Here is an 18962-nt window from a genome sequence, read left to right on the forward strand (position 1 = left end):
TTTTGAATATGAATGTTTCCATTAATTGATTTTTTAAGTAAACGCTGATTCCTACAAAAATAGAAAAAAAGATTACATTTTCTTCTTAGGATAGCATATATAGTATTTGGTTATTGGTTTGCTCAAGGCTTTTAGGTTTAATTGATCAGCAGCCTTTAAAATATCTTTAATTTTACCTGATTTTAAAAGGATATTTATAGGTTGTTGAGTGTTTTGATACCCTTGATTTCTTACTTTTCCATTAAAAACAAAGTAATCAGCTTCTTGATGACTTACACCATACTTATTAATTAAACTATCTCTATGTAATTTAAGATCTGAATTTTTAATCGGTTTATTTTTAAATTTAATTCTCAGTAAATCTCTATTAATAATCATATCACAAAGATTACCTAAAACAAAATCATCATGATATTGCCACTCTTTTAGGGCAGAAACAATATCATAATCATCTAATTTTGCAAAAATCGCTAAAGTATCATTATCAAAACTTTTAGAGTTTATTCCATTAATCAAAAAATAACTTAGCGCAGAACTACAATTTAAATTTACTCCTAATTCAATTAACTCTTTTGCACGTTTTAAAACTCTAGTTACTAACTGTTCTGCAACTAAACCCGTTTTATGCAGATAAACTTGCCAGTACATAAATCTGCGTGCAACTAGAAATTTTTCTACGCTGTATATCCCTTTTTCTTCAACAACTAATTTGTCATCTTTTACATTTAACATGGTAATTAAACGCTCACTATTTACGTTACCTTCCGCAACACCTGTATAAAAACTATCTCGCTTCAAATAATCAGCTCTATCCATATCTAATTGACTTGAAATAAGCTGACACATAAACTTTCTTGGATACTCACCCTTAAAAATTGAAATAGCTAACGTTAAACTTCCGTTAAACTCTTTATTCAATTCTTCCATAAAATGCAAGGATATTTCTTCATGAGAAATAGCCTTTACAATGCTGTGCTCCATCGCATGAGAAAACGGACCATGACCAATATCATGTAATAAAATAGCTGTTAATAGGCCATTTTCTTCATCCTCAGCAATAGTAACTCCTTTAAATCTAAGGACATTGATAGCTTTTTGCATTAAATGCATACTACCTAATGCATGATGAAAACGGGTATGATGAGCACCTGGATAAACTAAATAGGATAAGCCCATTTGACTTATTCTTCTTAGTCTTTGAAAATATTTATGCTGAATAAGATCAAAAATTAGTGAATTAGGAATAGTAATAAATCCGTAAATTGGATCGTTAAATATTTTGAGCTTATTATTTTTAGGCAAAACTTAAAATTCATTAATTAAGAAACAAATATACACCAACATGATAAATATTCTTTGGGTTGACGATGAAATCGATTTATTAAAGCCACACATCTTATTTTTAGAAAAGAAAGAATACCAAGTTACTACTTGCCAAAGTGGTACTGAAGCTTTGGAGATTATTGATGATACAAATTTTGATATTGTTTTCTTAGACGAAAATATGCCAGGTCTTACTGGTCTTGAGACATTAAATGAGATTAAAGAACGTAGAGCAAACCTTCCTATTGTAATGATCACTAAAAGTGAAGAAGAATATATTATGGAGGAAGCTATTGGCAATAAAATTGCTGACTATTTAATTAAACCTGTGAATCCCAATCAAATATTATTAAGCCTGAAGAAGAATTTAGATCATTCAAGGCTTATTTCTGAAAAAACCACTTCGAATTATCAACAAGAATTTAGAAAAATTTCTATGGATTTATCTATGGTAAACTCATATGAGGAATGGATAGAGCTTTACCAGAAACTTGTATACTGGGAGCTGCAATTAGAAAGCATTGAGGATGTCGGGATGACAGACATATTAGAATCTCAAAAAACAGAAGCTAATATGCAGTTTGGCAAATTTATAGAAAAAAATTATGAGGATTGGTTTCAACCAAATACAGAAGCACCTATAATGTCTCATACCTTATTTAAAGAAAAGGTAGTGCCTGAGCTTAGTGATAAACAACCAACTGTATTAATTGTAATAGATAACTTAAGATACGATCAATGGAAAGCTTTTGAGCCCATTGTAAATAATTATTACAAAAAAGCATCTGAGTTATCCTTTTACAGTATTTTACCTACTGCCACACAATATGCACGTAATGCTATTTTCTCTGGATTAATGCCAGCAGATATGGAAAAATTGTTCCCTCAGTATTGGAAAAATGATACGGATGAAGGTGGTAAAAATATGCACGAAGGCGACTTTTTAAGGGAGCAATTAAAGCGTTTAGGGCTAAATCATATAAAGCATGAGTATCACAAAATAACTAATCTAAAAGCAGGTAAGAAGTTAGTAGATAATTTTAGGTCACTCAAAGATAACGACTTAAATGTGATTGTATATAATTTTGTAGATATGCTATCCCATTCTAAGACAGAGATGGAAGTGGTAAAGGAACTAGCTTCTAACGATAAAGCATATCGTTCATTAACAGTAAGTTGGTTTAAAAACTCTCCGTTGTTAGAAATGATACAGCTGTCGCAACAACTAGGTTTTAAGCTTATACTAACAACAGATCATGGGACAATAAATGTAAATTCACCTTCTAAAGTCATTGGAGATAGAGATACAAGTTTAAACTTGCGTTATAAAACAGGTAGAAGTTTAACTTACCAAGATAAGGATGTTTTTGCGGTTAAGAATCCTAAATCAGCGCATTTACCTTCATTGTCTATGAGTAGTTCGTTCATATTTGCCAAAGGAGATATGTTCTTGGCATATCCAAATAACTATAATCATTATGTAAGTTACTATAGAAATACTTATCAGCATGGTGGTGTCTCTTTAGAAGAAATGGTCATTCCATTTGTAGTATTAGACCCCAAAGAATAACCATATTAATGTAAATACTGATAATGCATATTTCTTCCTTAATGGATTAAAAGCATAAAAATCCGACGAAATACATATTTTACTAGGTTATCCCACTTTTTATACTTAATATTGTCTTTTAAATTCTAACGGAACACGTGAAAACCATAGAGTATACATACAACATTAAGGATATTGATTGCATTGCAGCTAAAGTTTTGTCCAATTTTATGTTTAAAACTGTAATATTAAATGGGTCAATGGGCTCTGGCAAAACTACTTTTGTAAAGGCTTTAATTAAGGCTATGGGTAGTAAGGATATTGTTACCAGCCCAACCTTCTCTATTGTTAATCAATACAAAATACCCAACGATAAAGTTTTTCATTTCGATTTTTATAGAATAGAATCTATAGAAGAAGCTTATAATTTTGGTGTTGAAGACTATCTTTACAGTGACCATTGGTTATTTATAGAATGGCCAGATCGTATTCAAAGTATAATACCAAAAAACAGTCAAGCAATTACCATAACTGACTTAGACGATAATACAAGATCCCTCAAATTAACTATAGAAACAGAAAATTTAACCAAAAATATTGCTATGACAGAAACGAAATTTTAAACAAAATTTCACTCACATTTCACAAAAATAGATTTGTAATTACGGAAAAACCGTAATTTAAAACGCAAAATATATCGGATTTTAACAAAAATTAATTTCTACGACTTGGGTATCAACCATAATTTTGTAGTAATTAATTAATTAAATCCCTTATATTATGAAAACTAAAAAATTAGTACTAGCGATTGCGATTTTTGGAGGAATGTTATTTACTGCTGAAGCAACTAACATTATTGACCTTGATGGACAATCAACAACACAAATCGAAAAAAAACTTAGAAAACTCATTCCAAACGGATAAAAGAAGTCTAAGTAGGAGTGCTATTGTTGGTAGCATTTTAGCCACTATTATAGTATCTACTCCTCTACTTTATTCATTACACGAAAGTGTCCCGGCCACAAAGGTATGGGACACTTTTTTATTTACATATACAAGTGGAGCTTGGGAAGAAGCTCAATATGCCATGTGGGTATATACAAGTAAATTTATACCATTTCTTTTATTAATCATTTGGTTTTTCACATGCCGTCATTGGTGGTATCATGCCATTTTAGTACCGATTGTTATGTTTGCCTTTCAAGCCGTGAATAGCTGGAATGCAGAAGCTGGACAGCTTGACGAAGGAACTTTTGTTGTATTACTCCCGATTTTAGTCGTAGTTGTACCCTCAATATATCTTATTAGGGCCAAAATGTTCAACAAAATTAATGATGCTAACAAAAGTTTAGAAGAACTCGAAGAAGAGTTTATGATAAAGCCAAAAACAGTTTGGGGTAAGGTAAAGCAGTATTTTTAACCATCAATTTTATAAAGTAATAGGGTATTAGTAACTTAAATATGAGATATTTTTTTTCGTCACTTAATGTAAGTGTTTTTACTATCTTGCAGCTACTATACTAATTATAATGATTAATGAGTACACCTTTATCACCCTTCACTAAAGCCCAACTTCTTCCCCAAGAAGAAACTCTAGAAATTCTTAAACAAAAAGGAGACCTTTTTATTGGAATTCCAAAAGAGACTCATTTTCAAGAAAAACGTGTGTGTTTAACGCCAGATGCTGTTTCGGCATTAACTGCAAACGGACATCGTGTTTTATTAGAGTCCGGAGCCGGAAAAGGCGCGAATTTTAAAGACAAAGATTATAGCGAAGCTGGTGCAGAGGTAACTAAAGATACAGCAAAAGTTTACTCCTGCCCTATTATACTTAAGGTAGAACCGCCTTCTTTAGATGAAATCTCACTCATTAATCCACAAACCATTTTAATATCTGCTTTACAGATAAAAACCCAAAGTAAATCATACTTTGAGGCATTAGCAAAAAAACGAATTACAGCATTAGCTTTTGAATATATAAAAGATGAAGATGGTGCATATCCTGCAGTGCGTTCACTAAGTGAAATCGCAGGAACCGCTTCTATTTTAATTGCTTCAGAATTATTATCTAATGTAAATGGTGGAAATGGATTGATGATGGGTAATATCAATGGCGTACCACCGACAGAAGTCATTATTTTAGGTGCTGGAACCGTTGGTGAGTTTGCAGCAAGATCAGCAATTGGTCTCGGAGCAAATGTAAAAGTATTTGATAGTTCAATCACAAAACTTAGACGTATTCAAAATAATTTAGGACGTACAATATATACGTCAACAATGCAACCCAAAAACCTTCTAAAAGCATTAAAGCGCTGCGATGTAGCAATCGGAGCAGTAAGAGGCACAAATCGTTCTCCCATAGTAGTGACAGAAACAATGGTTGAGCATATGAAACGTGGTTCGGTAATCATTGATGTTAGTATAGATATGGGTGGATGCTTCGAAACCAGTGAAGTCACTACACACGATCATCCTACTTTTGAGCATAATGGTGTAATACATTATGGTGTGCCTAATATTCCGGCGCGCTATTCTAGAACAGCATCCGTTTCAATTAGTAATATTTTCACACCTTATCTATTAGAAATTGGAGAATATGGTGGTTTAGAAAATGCCTTACGTTTTGATCGAGGATTAAAGAACGGACTTTACTTATACCATGGTATTCTTACAAACAAGTCTGTAGCAGAATGGTTTGGTTTAGATTATAATGATGCTAATCTCTTAATATTTTAATTTTTAATGAAATTCACTCAACGTTTAGGCTATTATCTTAGCGGTTTTGCAATAGGACTAGTTATACTGATGTTTTTTTTAAATGGAAAGGATGCATCTTGCGATTATGGCCCTAATGCGAGAACCAAAAAAAATATAGGTTCTAAACCAATAAAATATTCAGACAATGCATCAACCTTTATTTTTACTAATAAATTAGATTCTACCATAATAAAAAACTTAATAAAATTTGGAAACGTAGATTTCTCTGAAAGTTTAACAGACTTAGATTCTTGTAATATATATCACATTGATAATAGTTACAAAGAACGTAATATAGCTCTGAAAATTCAAAATTGTGACTCTATAGCTTCACTGATATCAATTGACTATGTTATGGATTAACTTATATAAATTAATCGATTTAAATTTTAGATCAGTCACTCTAAAATTTACATCTAAAGAACTATTTAAATAAAAATATAATATGAAAGTATTAGTTACTGGAGCCGCTGGCTTCATAGGTTTTTTTACAGCCAAAGTACTATTAGAAAAAGGACATAAGGTTGTTGGTTTAGACAACATAAATGATTATTACGATGTTAATTTAAAGTATTCGAGATTAGAAGAACTAGGAATTAATAGAAATGACGCCACCGTTTTTAATAAGACCTGTAAAAGTAATAATGAGAATTTTTCATTCGTAAGAATGAATCTTGAAGATAGAGAAGCACTACCTAAACTGTTTAAAGATGAAAAATTTGACATTGTATGTAACTTAGCTGCTCAAGCTGGTGTTAGATATAGTCTAGAAAACCCAGAGACCTATATAGATTCAAATTTAGTAGGCTTTCTTAATATTTTGGAATGCTGCCGACACAATACTATAAAACATCTTGTTTACGCAAGTAGTTCAAGCGTTTATGGTCTAAACAAGAAAATACCTTTTGGCACTGAAGACAATGTAGATCACCCAATAAGTTTATACGCTGCAACTAAAAAAAGTAATGAATTAATGGCGCATACTTACAGTCATTTATTTAATATTCCAACAACAGGATTACGATTTTTTACAGTTTACGGACCTTGGGGGCGACCAGATATGGCAATGTTTTTGTTTACAGATGCCATTGAAAATGATAGACCTATAAAAGTCTTTAATCATGGTAAAATGGAGCGCGACTTTACCTATGTAGACGATATTGTAGAAGGTGTAGTAAGAATAATTGAAAAATCACCACAAAGTAGGATAGACAATAACGCTCTTTATAAAATCTATAATATAGGAAACAACAACTCTGTTAAATTATTAGATTTTATTAAAGAGATTGAATTCAATTTAGATAAAACCGCAGATAAAAACATGTTGCCAATGCAGCCAGGTGATGTAGAAAGAACATGGGCTGATGTAGATGAATTAATAAAGGATTATGACTATCAACCAAATACGTCTATAAAAGAAGGTGTGAAATCTTTTATAGATTGGTTTAAAGGATATTACAGTTAATAAAGACGAATGATTATAACGATAGTTTCTGCTCACATAAGAGAAATAATGGAGTTTATCGTAAAAACAAGTCGTTAGTATAAAAATTTCGGGCAATTAGATTTTTTCATACAAATTTGCCCCGATTATAATAAATGAACCCGAATCAAATAAACTTATAACCATGAAAATTACAAATATTTGTTGCATAGGCGCTGGATATGTTGGTGGACCAACAATGGCAGTTATAGCAAAGAAAAACCCACATATTAAAGTTACAATCGTAGATATCAATGCAGAACGAATTGCTGCTTGGAATGACGAAGACGTTTCAAAATTACCAATATACGAACCAGGTTTAGCAGAAATCGTTAAAGAAACAAGAGGGAAAAATCTTTTCTTTTCTACAGAAATAGATAAAGCGATCAATGCCTCTGAAATGATTTTTATTTCAGTAAACACTCCGACTAAGACTTACGGAAAAGGTAAAGGAATGGCCGCAGATTTAAAATATGTTGAGTTGTGTGCTAGGAATATCGCAGAGGTTGCAAAGTCGGATAAGATTGTTGTAGAAAAGTCTACACTTCCTGTTAGAACGGCTCAAGCTATAAAAAGTATTTTAGACAATACAGGTAATGGTGTTAAATATAGCATTTTATCAAATCCAGAATTTTTAGCGGAAGGAACTGCAATAGAAGATTTATTAAATCCAGATCGTGTATTAATTGGTGGAGAATCTGAAGATGCAATAGAAAGCTTAGCCAATGTTTATGGTAGTTGGGTGTCGCAAGACAGAATATTAAGAACTAACGTTTGGTCTTCTGAATTATCTAAACTAACTGCAAATGCCTTTTTAGCACAAAGAATATCTTCTATAAATGCTATCTCAGAATTATGCGAAAAAACTGAAGCTAATGTTGGTGAAGTAGCAAGAGCAATTGGTATGGATTCTAGAATTGGATCTAAATTTTTAAATGCATCTATTGGTTTTGGTGGTTCTTGTTTTCAAAAAGATATTCTTAACCTAGTCTATATTGCAAGAAGTTATGGACTAAATGAAGTTGCTGATTATTGGGAACAGGTTATTATTTTAAACGATCACCAAAAAAGAAGATTTTCGGATAATCTAATTAGCACTTTATATAATACTGTATCAGGTAAAAAAATTGCGATGCTCGGATGGGCTTTTAAGAAAGATACTAACGATACGCGTGAGTCAGCTGCAATCTACGTTGCAGATCATTTACTAAGTGAACAAGCACATATTGCTGTTTACGATCCTAAAGTCTCTGAAGAAAGAACACAACTAGATCTTAACTATCTTAATACAAGATCAGAAGAAGAAAATAAAGACCTTGTTAAAACATATAGTGACCCTTATGAGGCTGCTAAAGATGCACATGCAATAGCAATAATGACAGAATGGGATGAGTTTAAAGCTTTTGACTGGCAGAAAATTTACGATGGTATGAAAAAACCAGCTTTTATTTTTGATGGTAGAAATATTTTAGATCAAAAAGAAATGGAAGCTATAGGTTTTGAATATTCTTCTATAGGGAAATAAATAATCTAAGACACCTATTATAAGTGTTAAATAATACTCATAATAGATGTCAACTATTAAGGTTACTAACCTGTAAACTATTATTTTCTTATTTTGAAAAGGGACTTAAACCACATGGATATTTTAAGGGCAGTTGGCATATTGCTAGTCGTCCTAAGGCACTCATTTTCCCCATATAGAGGAAGTTGGGGTGTTAGTCAATATTTTGAATACAATATCTATGCCGACTATTTAGGAAGTTACATTTCTACATTTTCAATGCCATTATTTGTTTTTATATCTGGCTATATATATCACTTTCTGAGATCAAATTATGGTAAATATGGAAATTATAAAACACTATTTTATAAAAAATCCAGGAGATTAATAGTACCTTATTTCATCCTTGCACCAATTTATATATACTTTTTCTTAGATTATAATAATTTTGGTTCTTATTTGGCTCATTTATGGACAGATAGTGGTCATTTATGGTTTTTATTAATGATGTTCATTATGTTTATGATATATTATAAATTTGAAGATTATCTTAATAAAAAAATAGTTTTTGGAATTGTTTTAGGTTCGTTTCTTTATATCATATCTGTATTATTTTTATATTATAATCTTCAACCAATTGGACGAGTATTCAGATATTTTATATTCTTTTTATTAGGAAATTACTTTAGTAAAAATTCATCGACTATTTTGAATTATTTAAAAGGTAAAGTTTTATATATATTCCTAGCTCATTTAGCCATCTTTAGTTTGTATTTTTATTTCGCACAAACGCTCGATAATAAATACCTACTTATAACAAATAGACAAGCATTGTTAGTTATTAGTATTTTAGCTTTATGCTTTGTATATGGCTTTTTGAATATAGTTGTGGAGAAATATAAAAGTTCGGTTGAAAAAATAAAACCATTAACCAAATTAATAAACCATACTAGTTATTATATTTATCTAATACATCAACCTATCTTAAAGGTCTATTTTACATTTCTTATAATACAAGGCCTATCTCCTACCATAGGAATTATTATAGCATTCTTAGGGTCAATGCTTATTTCAATTTCGTTAGGTTACGTAATTATGAAATTTAAATGGGGAAGAGAACTTATAGGTTCAAAATAAAGTAAAAGTATTAAAATAAGGAGTATTAGCTTTAGCTTTATTTTTTATAGTTATTATAAAAAAATTTATGACACATAAAAAACAGAAAATTGCTTTTGTCATTGGTGCACTAAAATCTGGTGGTGCAGAGCGTGTTATCACTAATTTAAGTAATGAACTTGTTAAAAACTTCGATGTAACCATAATAACCTTTATAAGTTCAGAACCCTTTTATGCGCTTGATACTGATGTTAATGTGGTTTCCTGCTTAAATGCATTAAATAAACCGGCCTCGGTATTTGATTCAATAAAATTAAATTATTCTATCTATAAAAAAGTCAAATACATCACAAAGACAAACAAAATAGATCTATTAATTGGTTTTATTACGTCTGCAAATATTATTGCAACTTTAGCGGCTAAATCAAACAATATCCCTAGTATTATTAGTGAACGTAATGATCCTTTAAAGAACGATATACCGAAATTTTGGCTACTTTTAAGAAAATTTATTTATCCTAAAGCTGATTGCTTAGTGGCGCAAACAAATAAAGTTAAGGATATTTACAATAGTATGATAAAAACTAAGTCTATAACCGTTTTACCAAACCCAATAGCCTCAAAATTATCTAAACTAAGAATAGATTATCGTAATAGAGAAAAAATCATATTAACAGTAGGGACTTTAAATAACGATAAGCGACAGGAAAAAATAGTATTAGCCTTTCATAAATTGGAATTGACTGACTGGAAATTACTTTTAATAGGTGATGGACCAAATAAAGAAAAAATAAAAACTTTAATTCAAAATAATAATCTTTCAGATAAGGTAGAAATTTTATCCCAGATAAAAGATGTCCATAATTATTATAACAAAGCCTCAATTTTCGCCTTTGCCTCAAAAGCAGAAGGCTTCCCAAATGTTTTATTAGAAGCTATGACTTTTGGACTACCATCGTTAAGTACAGATTGTAATTATGGGCCTTCTGAATTGATAAATGATGGTGAGAATGGATTTTTGGTACCAGTTGACAATCAAGAGCAATTTGTTGAAAAATTAAAAATGCTTACGGAAGATGTAAATTTACGTAATTCATTTTCTAAAAAAGCATTGTTAACCACTGAGAAGTACATCGATACGCATGTTACATCGCAATGGGAAGCTTTAATTTCTAAACACTTAACAAAATGAAAAAGTTCTTAAGACAGGTCGCTTATGGGGCATTTTTCTTTGTATTAATTAATTTAATTATACTGGTCATTTATGAGTATCCTGCTTACAAAGCTATCAAAAATAAAACCCATAAAAATTATTTAAAATGGGAAGACATACATAGTAATAAGAATACCTATGACATAATTATATTAGGGTCTAGTCGATCATATACTGCCTTTAATCCAAAAATAATTGATGAAGGCTTGCAGTTAAAGTCATACAATATGGGTACATCTGCACAAGACATTGCAGAATCCTATTATGCTTTGAAAGAGGTTATAGATTATCAAAAACCAAAATTTGTAATTTTAGACTTGTTCTTGCCTTCTTCAGACGATAGTCACGATTTTTATCAGATATTTTCTAACGCTTCTTTCTTTAAATCCACAAAAAACAAATTCGATTTAGTAATTGACGGTTATGGTAAAAACGGTATTTTAAATTATACTGTACCCCTAATGAAGTATAACAACTATATTAAAAAAGATCTAACTTTTGCATTATCTCAAAGTAAAAAGAAAAAAAATTTAAATAAGAGATGGATTAGAGGCTTTTTATATGACACAACAATTGTGAACAACGATGCAATAAATAGTTTTAAACCAATTTCAAACTTTGATAATACTATATTCAATCAAAAACGTTTTAACTATTTTTTTGATAAAATTCACAAATTGGCAGAATCCAATAATATTAAATTAATATGCACTAGGACTCCATACCCACCCTCTCGTTTGAAACTGACTAATAATAATGATGAGAACAGTTACTTCAAAACATCGATGAGAGCTAAGGGTGTCTCTTATTATGATTTAAATTCTTACAAAAATCATATTTACACATATATTGATCAAGACTTTTCTGACTATCATCATTCTAATGTTCGAGGTGCAATAAAGGCCAGTAAACAACTTATTGACATTATAAAAGAAAAATACTAACTTAATTAAAATTCTTATGCTATTTAATTCTATCGAGTTTTTTCTGTTTTTACCCATAGTATTTGCTCTTTATTGGCTAATAGGTAGTAAACGAATTAACAGCCAAAATGTACTTATTGCTATATCGAGTTATGTCTTTTATGGTTGGTGGGATTGGCGCTTTCTTTTTCTTATCCTTTTTAGTTCTATTGTAGACTATACAATAGGTTTAAAATTAAAAAATGAATCAAAACAGTCTAAACGTAAGCTCTTTTTATGGATTAGTATATGTATAAATCTAGGTTTTCTCGGTTTTTTTAAATATTATAATTTTTTCGTTGATAGTCTTGTGAATTCATTCACATTTTTTGGTGGCAAACTAAATGTTGATACACTTAACATAATATTACCAGTTGGGATTAGCTTTTACACATTTCAAACTTTGAGTTATACCATAGATGTTTATAATAAAAAATTAGAGCCTACTAAAGATTTTGTTGCGTTTATGGCATTTGTTAGTTTTTTCCCACAACTAGTTGCTGGACCAATAGAGAGAGCTACTAACCTACTACCTCAATTCCACATAAAAAGAAAATTTGAATACTCAAAAGCGGTAGATGGACTTAGGCAAGTACTTTGGGGTATGTTTAAAAAAGTTGTCATAGCAGATAATTGTGCTAAATATGCCAATATAATTTTTAATAATTACGAGGATTATTCTGGCAGCACTTTATTACTTGGAGCTTTTTTCTTTGCTTTTCAAATTTATGGTGATTTTTCAGGATATTCAGATATTGCTATCGGTATTTCTAGACTATTTGGTTTTGATTTAAAACGAAATTTTGCTTTCCCATACTTTTCGAGAGATATAGCTGAGTTTTGGAGGCGTTGGCATATTTCTTTATCTACTTGGTTTAGAGATTATCTTTATATTCCACTAGGAGGTAGTAAAGGAGGACTCAAAATGAAAATTAGAAATACCTTTATAATTTTCATAGTGAGTGGGTTTTGGCATGGAGCTAATTGGACCTTTGTTGTTTGGGGAGCATTAAATGCAATCTACTTTTTACCGTTATTATTACTTAATAAGAATAGAGTCAATACTAATTTGGTAGCGGAGGGGAAATACTTACCAACGTTAAAAGAATTATTTCAAATGGCAACAACATTTTTTATTACATTAATCGCTTGGATTTTCTTTAGAGCAGATAACGTAACTCAGGCTTTACTTTATATTCAAAACATATTTACTGATACTTTATTTGCTAAATCGGCTATATTCCCAACAACAATATTACTGTTAGTTGCATTTTTTATGTCTATTGAGTGGCTGGGAAGGGCTGGTGAGTACGCCATTGCAAAAATAGATTTCATCAATAAACCAATGCGATGGTCATTTTATTTACTTATTATAGTTTTAATTTTCAGTTTTACTGGCGAACAACAGGAGTTTATCTATTTCCAATTTTAATATATTTGTATTTAATTTTTAATTTATCAAGATAATACACCAACACAAAAATGTCAGTTAAAGTCAAATGAATATATTAAAGTATATCACTTTTGCATTAGTATTATTGAACTTACCTTCTATAGCTTTAGTTAGTTATGGATCTACTGTAGGTGGACTTTTAAGTTATGCCACAATAGGACTTTTAGCACTTTATTACTTTTTTGAAAAAAAAACAGCACCGAATTGGTGGCTTATTATAATATCTCTTTTGTTTTTTATAATTTCTAGTCTCAGGTATGTTGGACCAGCATTTATGTTTGTGTTTGATGCTATTAAATACTTTATTTATTTGCTTTGCGCTTACGAAATGGCTAAACATATTAGTACCTTAGAATTTTATGTTTTTTTATTAATTGGCTCATTAACTGTTCCTCTAGAGGCTGTTTTCTTTACTAGTGATTTCGGACGTTATGCCGGTTTTTATTTAAATGCTAATGTGGCTGGTTTTATTTGTATCACGGGCTACGCAACAACTTATGGCTTAAAAAACATTAATTTAAAATTAATTGGCCAATTTTTATTTACCCTTGCTGGATTATTAACCTTTTCAAGAACTTTTATTGTCATTTGGTTGTTAATAAATGTAATTTCTCTTAAAATAAGTATCAAGAACATTAGAATTTTTGGCCTAGGCTTTTTGATTATTGGTACATTATTTTTTATTGATGAAGTCGTAGGGCTTAATAACCCAAGATTTGATCAATTAAAAGCAGCAGTTAGTAGTGAAGGAGTCTCATCAGAAGAGATAAGCGAAGATTCAAGAGCTGATACTTGGGCTAGATTCTACGACGATATACTTGAGGCTCCATTAATTGGAAATGGTTATGGCTCATTCTCAGGAAAAGAAGGACATGGATTAGGAGTCCATAATTCTTATTTAATGGTAATAGGTGAAGCAGGCATTTTACCTTTCTTTTTGTTTGTTTCATATATTGGATATCTAATGGTTATGAGCTTGTTTTATTTTAATAAAAAGCCAAATTTGATAATGCAAACAATTGCGCTTTCACTGTTTCTTTTAGCAAATCATAACTTTTTTACGTTTTATTATGTGTCTTTTTCAGCTATGTGGATACAGTATCAGATTTACTTGGCAAAGGAAGAAGAAGAAGAAGAGGAAGAAGAGGAACTAACACTAGTTCAAACCTGAATTTTATTTTAATAGTCTTTGAAAATAATATTAAATGTCATTTAACGAAAATAAACTACTCTATTAATTCTTTTATTAAAGTAAATACCCACTATTAATTATAGTAGTGGGTATTTACTTTAATTGATCTACTTTGCTTATCTAACAATTAATTTTTTAGAAATTTCATTATTTATATCAACCATTTTAATATAATACATTCCTGGTTGTAAATTACTTACATCTAACCTTGTCGTAGAAGACGTGCTAAGATTTTCATTAACAACCATTTTATAATGAATTAATTTACCCGTTATATCATATAAGTAGACCCTGGTTAAATTTACCGATCCAGAAAGTTTTACATCAACATAAGTATTTGCAGGGTTAGGAAATACATCAAATGAAAAATCTAATGGGTCATCTGATGAACTTGGGTTATCATCTTCTTCGCAATCTATTAATACCTCTACTAATACTGAGTCTTCATCAAAATCTAAAGCATTGAAAACTGTTACAGTATATTCAGTAGTTTGAGTTGGAGTTACATTTATTGTCTGAGTTGTCTCACCTGTACTCCACGCGTACTGGTCACCACCAGAAGCTGTAAGAGCAATTGTTTGCCCTAAACAAACTTCAACATCTTCACCTGCATCTGCTATTACCTCAGGGATAACATTAACTGTTACTTGTTTATTATCATTACATTCACCAATAAAGCCACTTACGTCATAAGTTGTGGTCTGTGTTGGACTTACTGCAATATTTGGCTGAGTTGCACCATTATTCCATAAGTAAGTATTGGCGCCTGAAGCAGATAACGTCACGAAATCACCATTTAAGATATCTACATTCTCACCATTAGCTATTATTACATTTGGATTTGGATCTACAAAAATTGTCACCTCATCCGTGTCTACTTGAATACCAGAATTTACGGTAACTGAATAAGTAGTTGTAGAAAGGGGATTAACAAGAATACTTTGCGTAGTTTCACCTGTATTCCATAAATAAGAATCCCCATTATTGGCAGTTAACGTTACTTCAATTTCATTATTTTCACATACCCTCTCATCTTCACCTGCAAAAGCCTCATATAGCGCTTCTACTGAAACTACAACCTCTAAAGTTGTAGAACATCCATTATTACCTGCAGAACTAACAGAATAAGTTGTCGTTTGGGATGGGCTTACCTCTATCGATGACGAAGATTCCCCATTACTCCATGCATAATTATCACCACCGCTGGCAACAAGTACAATAGAATCCCCTTCAACAATTGTTGTATTATTGGATAATGTAATGTCTGGTGCATCATTTACAAAAACAGTTATACTATCTAAGCTAGAGCAAGAATTTGAAAAAACTTCAACATTGTATAATGTGTCCGAAATTGGATTAACATCTATTGATTGAGTTGTTTCACCTGTACTCCATAAATATGAGTTTCCTCCATTAGCCGTTAAAGTAATAGATTGACCTTCACATATTGTTTGGTCCTCACCAGCATCAGCAATTGGTATAGTATTTACCGTCACGGTAACACTATCCTCATCGCTATTTCCGTCGTTGTCAGAAACAGTTACAGCGTATGTTGTACTAACAGATGGACTAACCGTTATTGATGCCGTTGTTTCACCAGAATCCCATAAAAAATTCTCGCCACCAGAAGCAGTTAAAGTTATTGTTTCCCCTTCGCAAATATCTTGGTCTGGACCAGCATTGGCATTGGGTAAATTGCTGAAAAAAAAAGTTAATGAAAAGGTGTCTAATCCTACCAAATTACCAGAGGCAGAATTTTCACTGAAATATTCTATTGTGAAATTATAAGTTCCATCTTCAACAGTATAAGGTTCAAAATCAAGATCAACATGTCCACCAGGTAAACCTGCATAAAGAGGAACACTCTCTATCCACGTACCACTCGTTGGACCAGACCAAGTTACTCTAACACTTTCGACATCGGGATTAGAATCACCTCCAGAGGGTATACATCTAAAATTAATTTGATTCCCTTGATTTTCTAGATTAATAACTGAATCCCCGTTAATATTTTGAATTAACACATCAGTTTCAGCATTATATAGATCGTATGATCCGTAAAAAGTATCAATAACTGTAATTGAAGCACTATCACTGATTCCTGAATCATCAGCAGTATATGTAATTGTTGCTATTCCTTCACTTATGGAAGTAACTAAGCCCATTTGATCAACTTGCGCCACCAACTCATTATTACTAGACCAATTCCCCAAAATATCAGATGTATTTGATGGTAATAACTCCATCAATAATTGAATATCTTCACCAGCTTCGAGAGTAATAGAATTGGGGGAAACAGTGACTGACTCCAGCGGTATTTGAATATCTGTTACAGTGATCTGAGATTCTGCTATAAATCCTCCGTCATTAGATATAAAACTTATAGTAGTAATACCTTCTGAAATCGAAGTAACTAGACCATTAGAATCTACAACTGCTATGGAAGGGTCGCTAGATTCCCATAAACCGCTTTTATCGGTGGTGTTAACTGGTGTGAAAATTTTATTTAAAATTATCGACTCAGGTACGTTAAGAGTTACGGCTTCTGGGGTTAAAGTGACATTCTCAGCATTAATTACTACCGCTGGTTCATCTACTTGGTTTAAATATTCTTCTAACCAAGTATAGCCATTTGGTGAAATATCGTTATGATCTTGTCCATTAGGCACGAAAGAATTAAACCAGTTTTCTGGTATATGAGGATTACTCTGATAAAACTCGGAAGGTCTTGTTATAGAAATTATTTCTGGAACTACATACTCTGACGTATTCAATTGTTCAACAAAATTACCTTGTTCAACTTGACTTATCCAATCGGCATCCAAGATATCTTTATTGTCGCTAAAACTACCATCCGAATTAAGCCTTGCGTTACATCCAACATCAGATACAACATCACTAAAAGCATCATCAGCGGTTAATATATCAAAAGGCTCTCCTAACAATGTAAATCTTGAACTGGTAAAATAATTACTTGGTAATTGATCTCCATAACTAAAACCTCCACCATCTTGAAAAAATTTCCAGCTTAATGAATTATTTGTATTAATTTCAGATATTTCATTTGATAAGTCTGAAGCTGGATTACCAACAATTTTATTATCTACTGAATATATTTGGGGTATTGTTCCAAACCGAAATAAGTTTAACCTAACGTCTCTTACTCCTGTAGATCCATAATCACAATAATTACCAATATGATTAAGATTAAAACTACCATTCCCTCGGATTAATCTATTACCTGCATTCCAAGCAATATTATTAATAACATCTAATCTACCATTATCACCAGTAATGTTTGGAAACCTGTAATTAGAATTATAAAACATATTAAAAATAAATGACACTGTAGGTGGGTTTCCAGTCGTGCCAGATTGTTTTCCTATTATAGAGCCTTTTGAACTTTCTCCGAATAAACATCGTTGTATTGTTACGTTATTTATTTCTGCACCATCAAAAGTACTATACCAAGAAGCACATTCATCCGAGCCAAAGGCAAAACTACAATGGTCAAATATTTGATTTTGTATGTCAGCTACAACAGAAACCGAATCGTTGTTTATGGTTGCACCACCTTTAAACCTAATATGTCTACAAATAATATTTGAGACACTAGATAAAAACAAACGGTGACCCTCAATTGTAATTCCTCCTTCCGGAGCTGTCTGCCCAGCTATAGTAACATTACTATTACTAGAGCCTAATGATAATATAGAATTCAAAGTAATTACCCCACTTACATCAAAAACAACGGTTCTTGGAACCTGTAAAGACATCGCTGCTCTAAAACTGCCGGGTCCACTATCATTAAGGTTTGTAACATGGACTACTATACCTCCTCTCCCACCGGTAACATATGCACCAGACCCCTTAGCACTTGGGAATGCTAGTTGCTGTCCATAGGAATTTTGTACAAAAAAGGTTGTTGTTATAAATAATAATATATATAAATTATGTCTATTAATAAGTAGGTTAATCGGAAGTTTCATTGTCATTTTGCTATTAATCAATTTCTTTGGGGTGAACGCAATTTAAGTAATACAAATCAGTTACAATGACTAAATACTTTATTATTCGATTAAAAACATTTTTTTGTAAGAAAATATATATAATTAAATAAACGTAATTACTCTTACTTATTTACGTCAGATAATATACATTTGGATTTTAGATATAAACATTTAACATGCTTACTCTTTTCTCACAAAAGTCAAATTAAAAATCCCCAATGTCGAAATTAAAGATTTAACATATTTAATTCTTCATCACGGTACTATCAATATTTAAAAGTTATAACAACCTTATCAACAATATCTATGATATTGAATTATATCAATAATCTATAATTTATTTAAAGAGTACTTTTTATACAGTAAAACCTTTGGCTTGTTTACTTTTGACGTTAATTAT

General features: G+C 31.2%; 15 protein-coding genes. 13 read left to right on the forward strand and 2 right to left on the reverse strand.

What is annotated here, in order from left to right; genetic code table 11:
- Window positions 1-72: 72 nt before the first annotated feature.
- Entirely contained in the window at window positions 73-1302 is a 1230-nt protein-coding gene (locus ACFWU4_RS13360; protein ID WP_411128705.1) for an HD domain-containing protein, read from the reverse strand.
- Window positions 1303-1342: 40 nt separating this feature from the next.
- Here ACFWU4_RS13360 and ACFWU4_RS13365 point away from each other — a divergent pair, with 40 nt between their 5' ends.
- From ACFWU4_RS13365 to ACFWU4_RS13425, 13 genes are all read left to right on the forward strand, one after another.
- Window positions 1343-2893: a PglZ domain-containing protein gene (locus ACFWU4_RS13365; protein ID WP_411128706.1), complete on the forward strand. Its 1551-nt coding sequence runs from the start codon at window positions 1343-1345 to the stop codon at window positions 2891-2893.
- Window positions 2894-3030: 137 nt separating this feature from the next.
- Window positions 3031-3495, forward strand: a complete 465-nt coding sequence (gene tsaE / locus ACFWU4_RS13370) for a tRNA (adenosine(37)-N6)-threonylcarbamoyltransferase complex ATPase subunit type 1 TsaE (RefSeq protein ID WP_411128708.1) — start codon at window positions 3031-3033, stop codon at window positions 3493-3495.
- A gap of 157 nt (window positions 3496-3652) precedes the next feature.
- Window positions 3653-3796 (forward strand): hypothetical protein, encoded by a 144-nt coding sequence (locus tag ACFWU4_RS13375; RefSeq protein WP_411128709.1) that lies wholly within the window; start codon window positions 3653-3655, stop codon window positions 3794-3796.
- Window positions 3738-4292 (forward strand): hypothetical protein, encoded by a 555-nt coding sequence (locus tag ACFWU4_RS13380; RefSeq protein ID WP_411128711.1) that lies wholly within the window; start codon window positions 3738-3740, stop codon window positions 4290-4292. Before ACFWU4_RS13375 ends, ACFWU4_RS13380 begins: the two co-directional genes overlap by 59 nt.
- A gap of 116 nt (window positions 4293-4408) precedes the next feature.
- Window positions 4409-5608: an alanine dehydrogenase gene (locus ACFWU4_RS13385; protein WP_411128713.1), complete on the forward strand. Its 1200-nt coding sequence runs from the start codon at window positions 4409-4411 to the stop codon at window positions 5606-5608.
- A gap of 6 nt (window positions 5609-5614) precedes the next feature.
- Window positions 5615-5992: a hypothetical protein gene (locus tag ACFWU4_RS13390; RefSeq protein WP_411128715.1), complete on the forward strand. Its 378-nt coding sequence runs from the start codon at window positions 5615-5617 to the stop codon at window positions 5990-5992.
- An 82-nt stretch (window positions 5993-6074) separates the two neighbouring features.
- Complete coding sequence (locus ACFWU4_RS13395; protein ID WP_411128717.1) at window positions 6075-7094, forward strand: NAD-dependent epimerase; 1020 nt, start codon at window positions 6075-6077, stop codon at window positions 7092-7094.
- Between the two features lie 163 nt (window positions 7095-7257).
- Entirely contained in the window at window positions 7258-8637 is a 1380-nt protein-coding gene (locus tag ACFWU4_RS13400; RefSeq protein WP_411128719.1) for a nucleotide sugar dehydrogenase, read from the forward strand.
- Between the two features lie 114 nt (window positions 8638-8751).
- The gene (locus ACFWU4_RS13405) at window positions 8752-9753 is read left to right on the forward strand and encodes an acyltransferase family protein (protein WP_411128721.1); all 1002 of its coding nucleotides are present in this window, start codon (window positions 8752-8754) and stop codon (window positions 9751-9753) included.
- Window positions 9754-9820: 67 nt separating this feature from the next.
- Window positions 9821-10924, forward strand: coding sequence for a glycosyltransferase family 4 protein (locus ACFWU4_RS13410; protein ID WP_411128723.1), 1104 nt, complete (start codon window positions 9821-9823; stop codon window positions 10922-10924).
- A complete protein-coding gene (locus tag ACFWU4_RS13415) occupies window positions 10921-11889 on the forward strand; it encodes a hypothetical protein (RefSeq protein WP_411128725.1) in 969 nt (322 codons plus the stop codon). Before ACFWU4_RS13410 ends, ACFWU4_RS13415 begins: the two co-directional genes overlap by 4 nt.
- A 16-nt stretch (window positions 11890-11905) precedes the next feature.
- Window positions 11906-13339, forward strand: a complete 1434-nt coding sequence (locus ACFWU4_RS13420; RefSeq protein ID WP_411128726.1) for an MBOAT family O-acyltransferase — start codon at window positions 11906-11908, stop codon at window positions 13337-13339.
- Between the two features lie 67 nt (window positions 13340-13406).
- On the forward strand, window positions 13407-14531 hold the full coding sequence (locus tag ACFWU4_RS13425) for an O-antigen ligase family protein (protein WP_411128728.1): 1125 nt from the start codon (window positions 13407-13409) through the stop codon (window positions 14529-14531).
- A gap of 137 nt (window positions 14532-14668) precedes the next feature.
- On the opposite strand, the gene ACFWU4_RS13430 is transcribed toward ACFWU4_RS13425, so the two are convergent.
- Window positions 14669-18541 (reverse strand): Ig-like domain-containing protein, encoded by a 3873-nt coding sequence (locus ACFWU4_RS13430; RefSeq protein ID WP_411128730.1) that lies wholly within the window; start codon window positions 18539-18541, stop codon window positions 14669-14671.
- Window positions 18542-18962: the final 421 nt, after the last annotated feature.

It is taken from the genome of Winogradskyella sp. PE311, assembly GCF_046545555.1.
GTDB lineage: Bacteria > Bacteroidota > Bacteroidia > Flavobacteriales > Flavobacteriaceae > Winogradskyella.

Coding starts and splice junctions, on each gene's coding strand:
- ACFWU4_RS13365 (WP_411128706.1), top strand. CDS start 1,343: ATGATAAATATTCTTTGGGTTGACGATGAAATCGATTTATTAAAGCCA.
- ACFWU4_RS13375 (WP_411128709.1), top strand. CDS start 3,653: ATGAAAACTAAAAAATTAGTACTAGCGATTGCGATTTTTGGAGGAATG.
- ACFWU4_RS13380 (WP_411128711.1), top strand. CDS start 3,738: ATGGACAATCAACAACACAAATCGAAAAAAAACTTAGAAAACTCATTC.
- ACFWU4_RS13385 (WP_411128713.1), top strand. CDS start 4,409: ATGAGTACACCTTTATCACCCTTCACTAAAGCCCAACTTCTTCCCCAA.
- ACFWU4_RS13390 (WP_411128715.1), top strand. CDS start 5,615: ATGAAATTCACTCAACGTTTAGGCTATTATCTTAGCGGTTTTGCAATA.
- ACFWU4_RS13395 (WP_411128717.1), top strand. CDS start 6,075: ATGAAAGTATTAGTTACTGGAGCCGCTGGCTTCATAGGTTTTTTTACA.
- ACFWU4_RS13400 (WP_411128719.1), top strand. CDS start 7,258: ATGAAAATTACAAATATTTGTTGCATAGGCGCTGGATATGTTGGTGGA.
- ACFWU4_RS13405 (WP_411128721.1), top strand. CDS start 8,752: ATGGATATTTTAAGGGCAGTTGGCATATTGCTAGTCGTCCTAAGGCAC.
- ACFWU4_RS13410 (WP_411128723.1), top strand. CDS start 9,821: ATGACACATAAAAAACAGAAAATTGCTTTTGTCATTGGTGCACTAAAA.
- ACFWU4_RS13415 (WP_411128725.1), top strand. CDS start 10,921: ATGAAAAAGTTCTTAAGACAGGTCGCTTATGGGGCATTTTTCTTTGTA.
- ACFWU4_RS13420 (WP_411128726.1), top strand. CDS start 11,906: ATGCTATTTAATTCTATCGAGTTTTTTCTGTTTTTACCCATAGTATTT.
- ACFWU4_RS13425 (WP_411128728.1), top strand. CDS start 13,407: ATGAATATATTAAAGTATATCACTTTTGCATTAGTATTATTGAACTTA.
- ACFWU4_RS13430 (WP_411128730.1), bottom strand. CDS start 18,541: ATGAAACTTCCGATTAACCTACTTATTAATAGACATAATTTATATATA.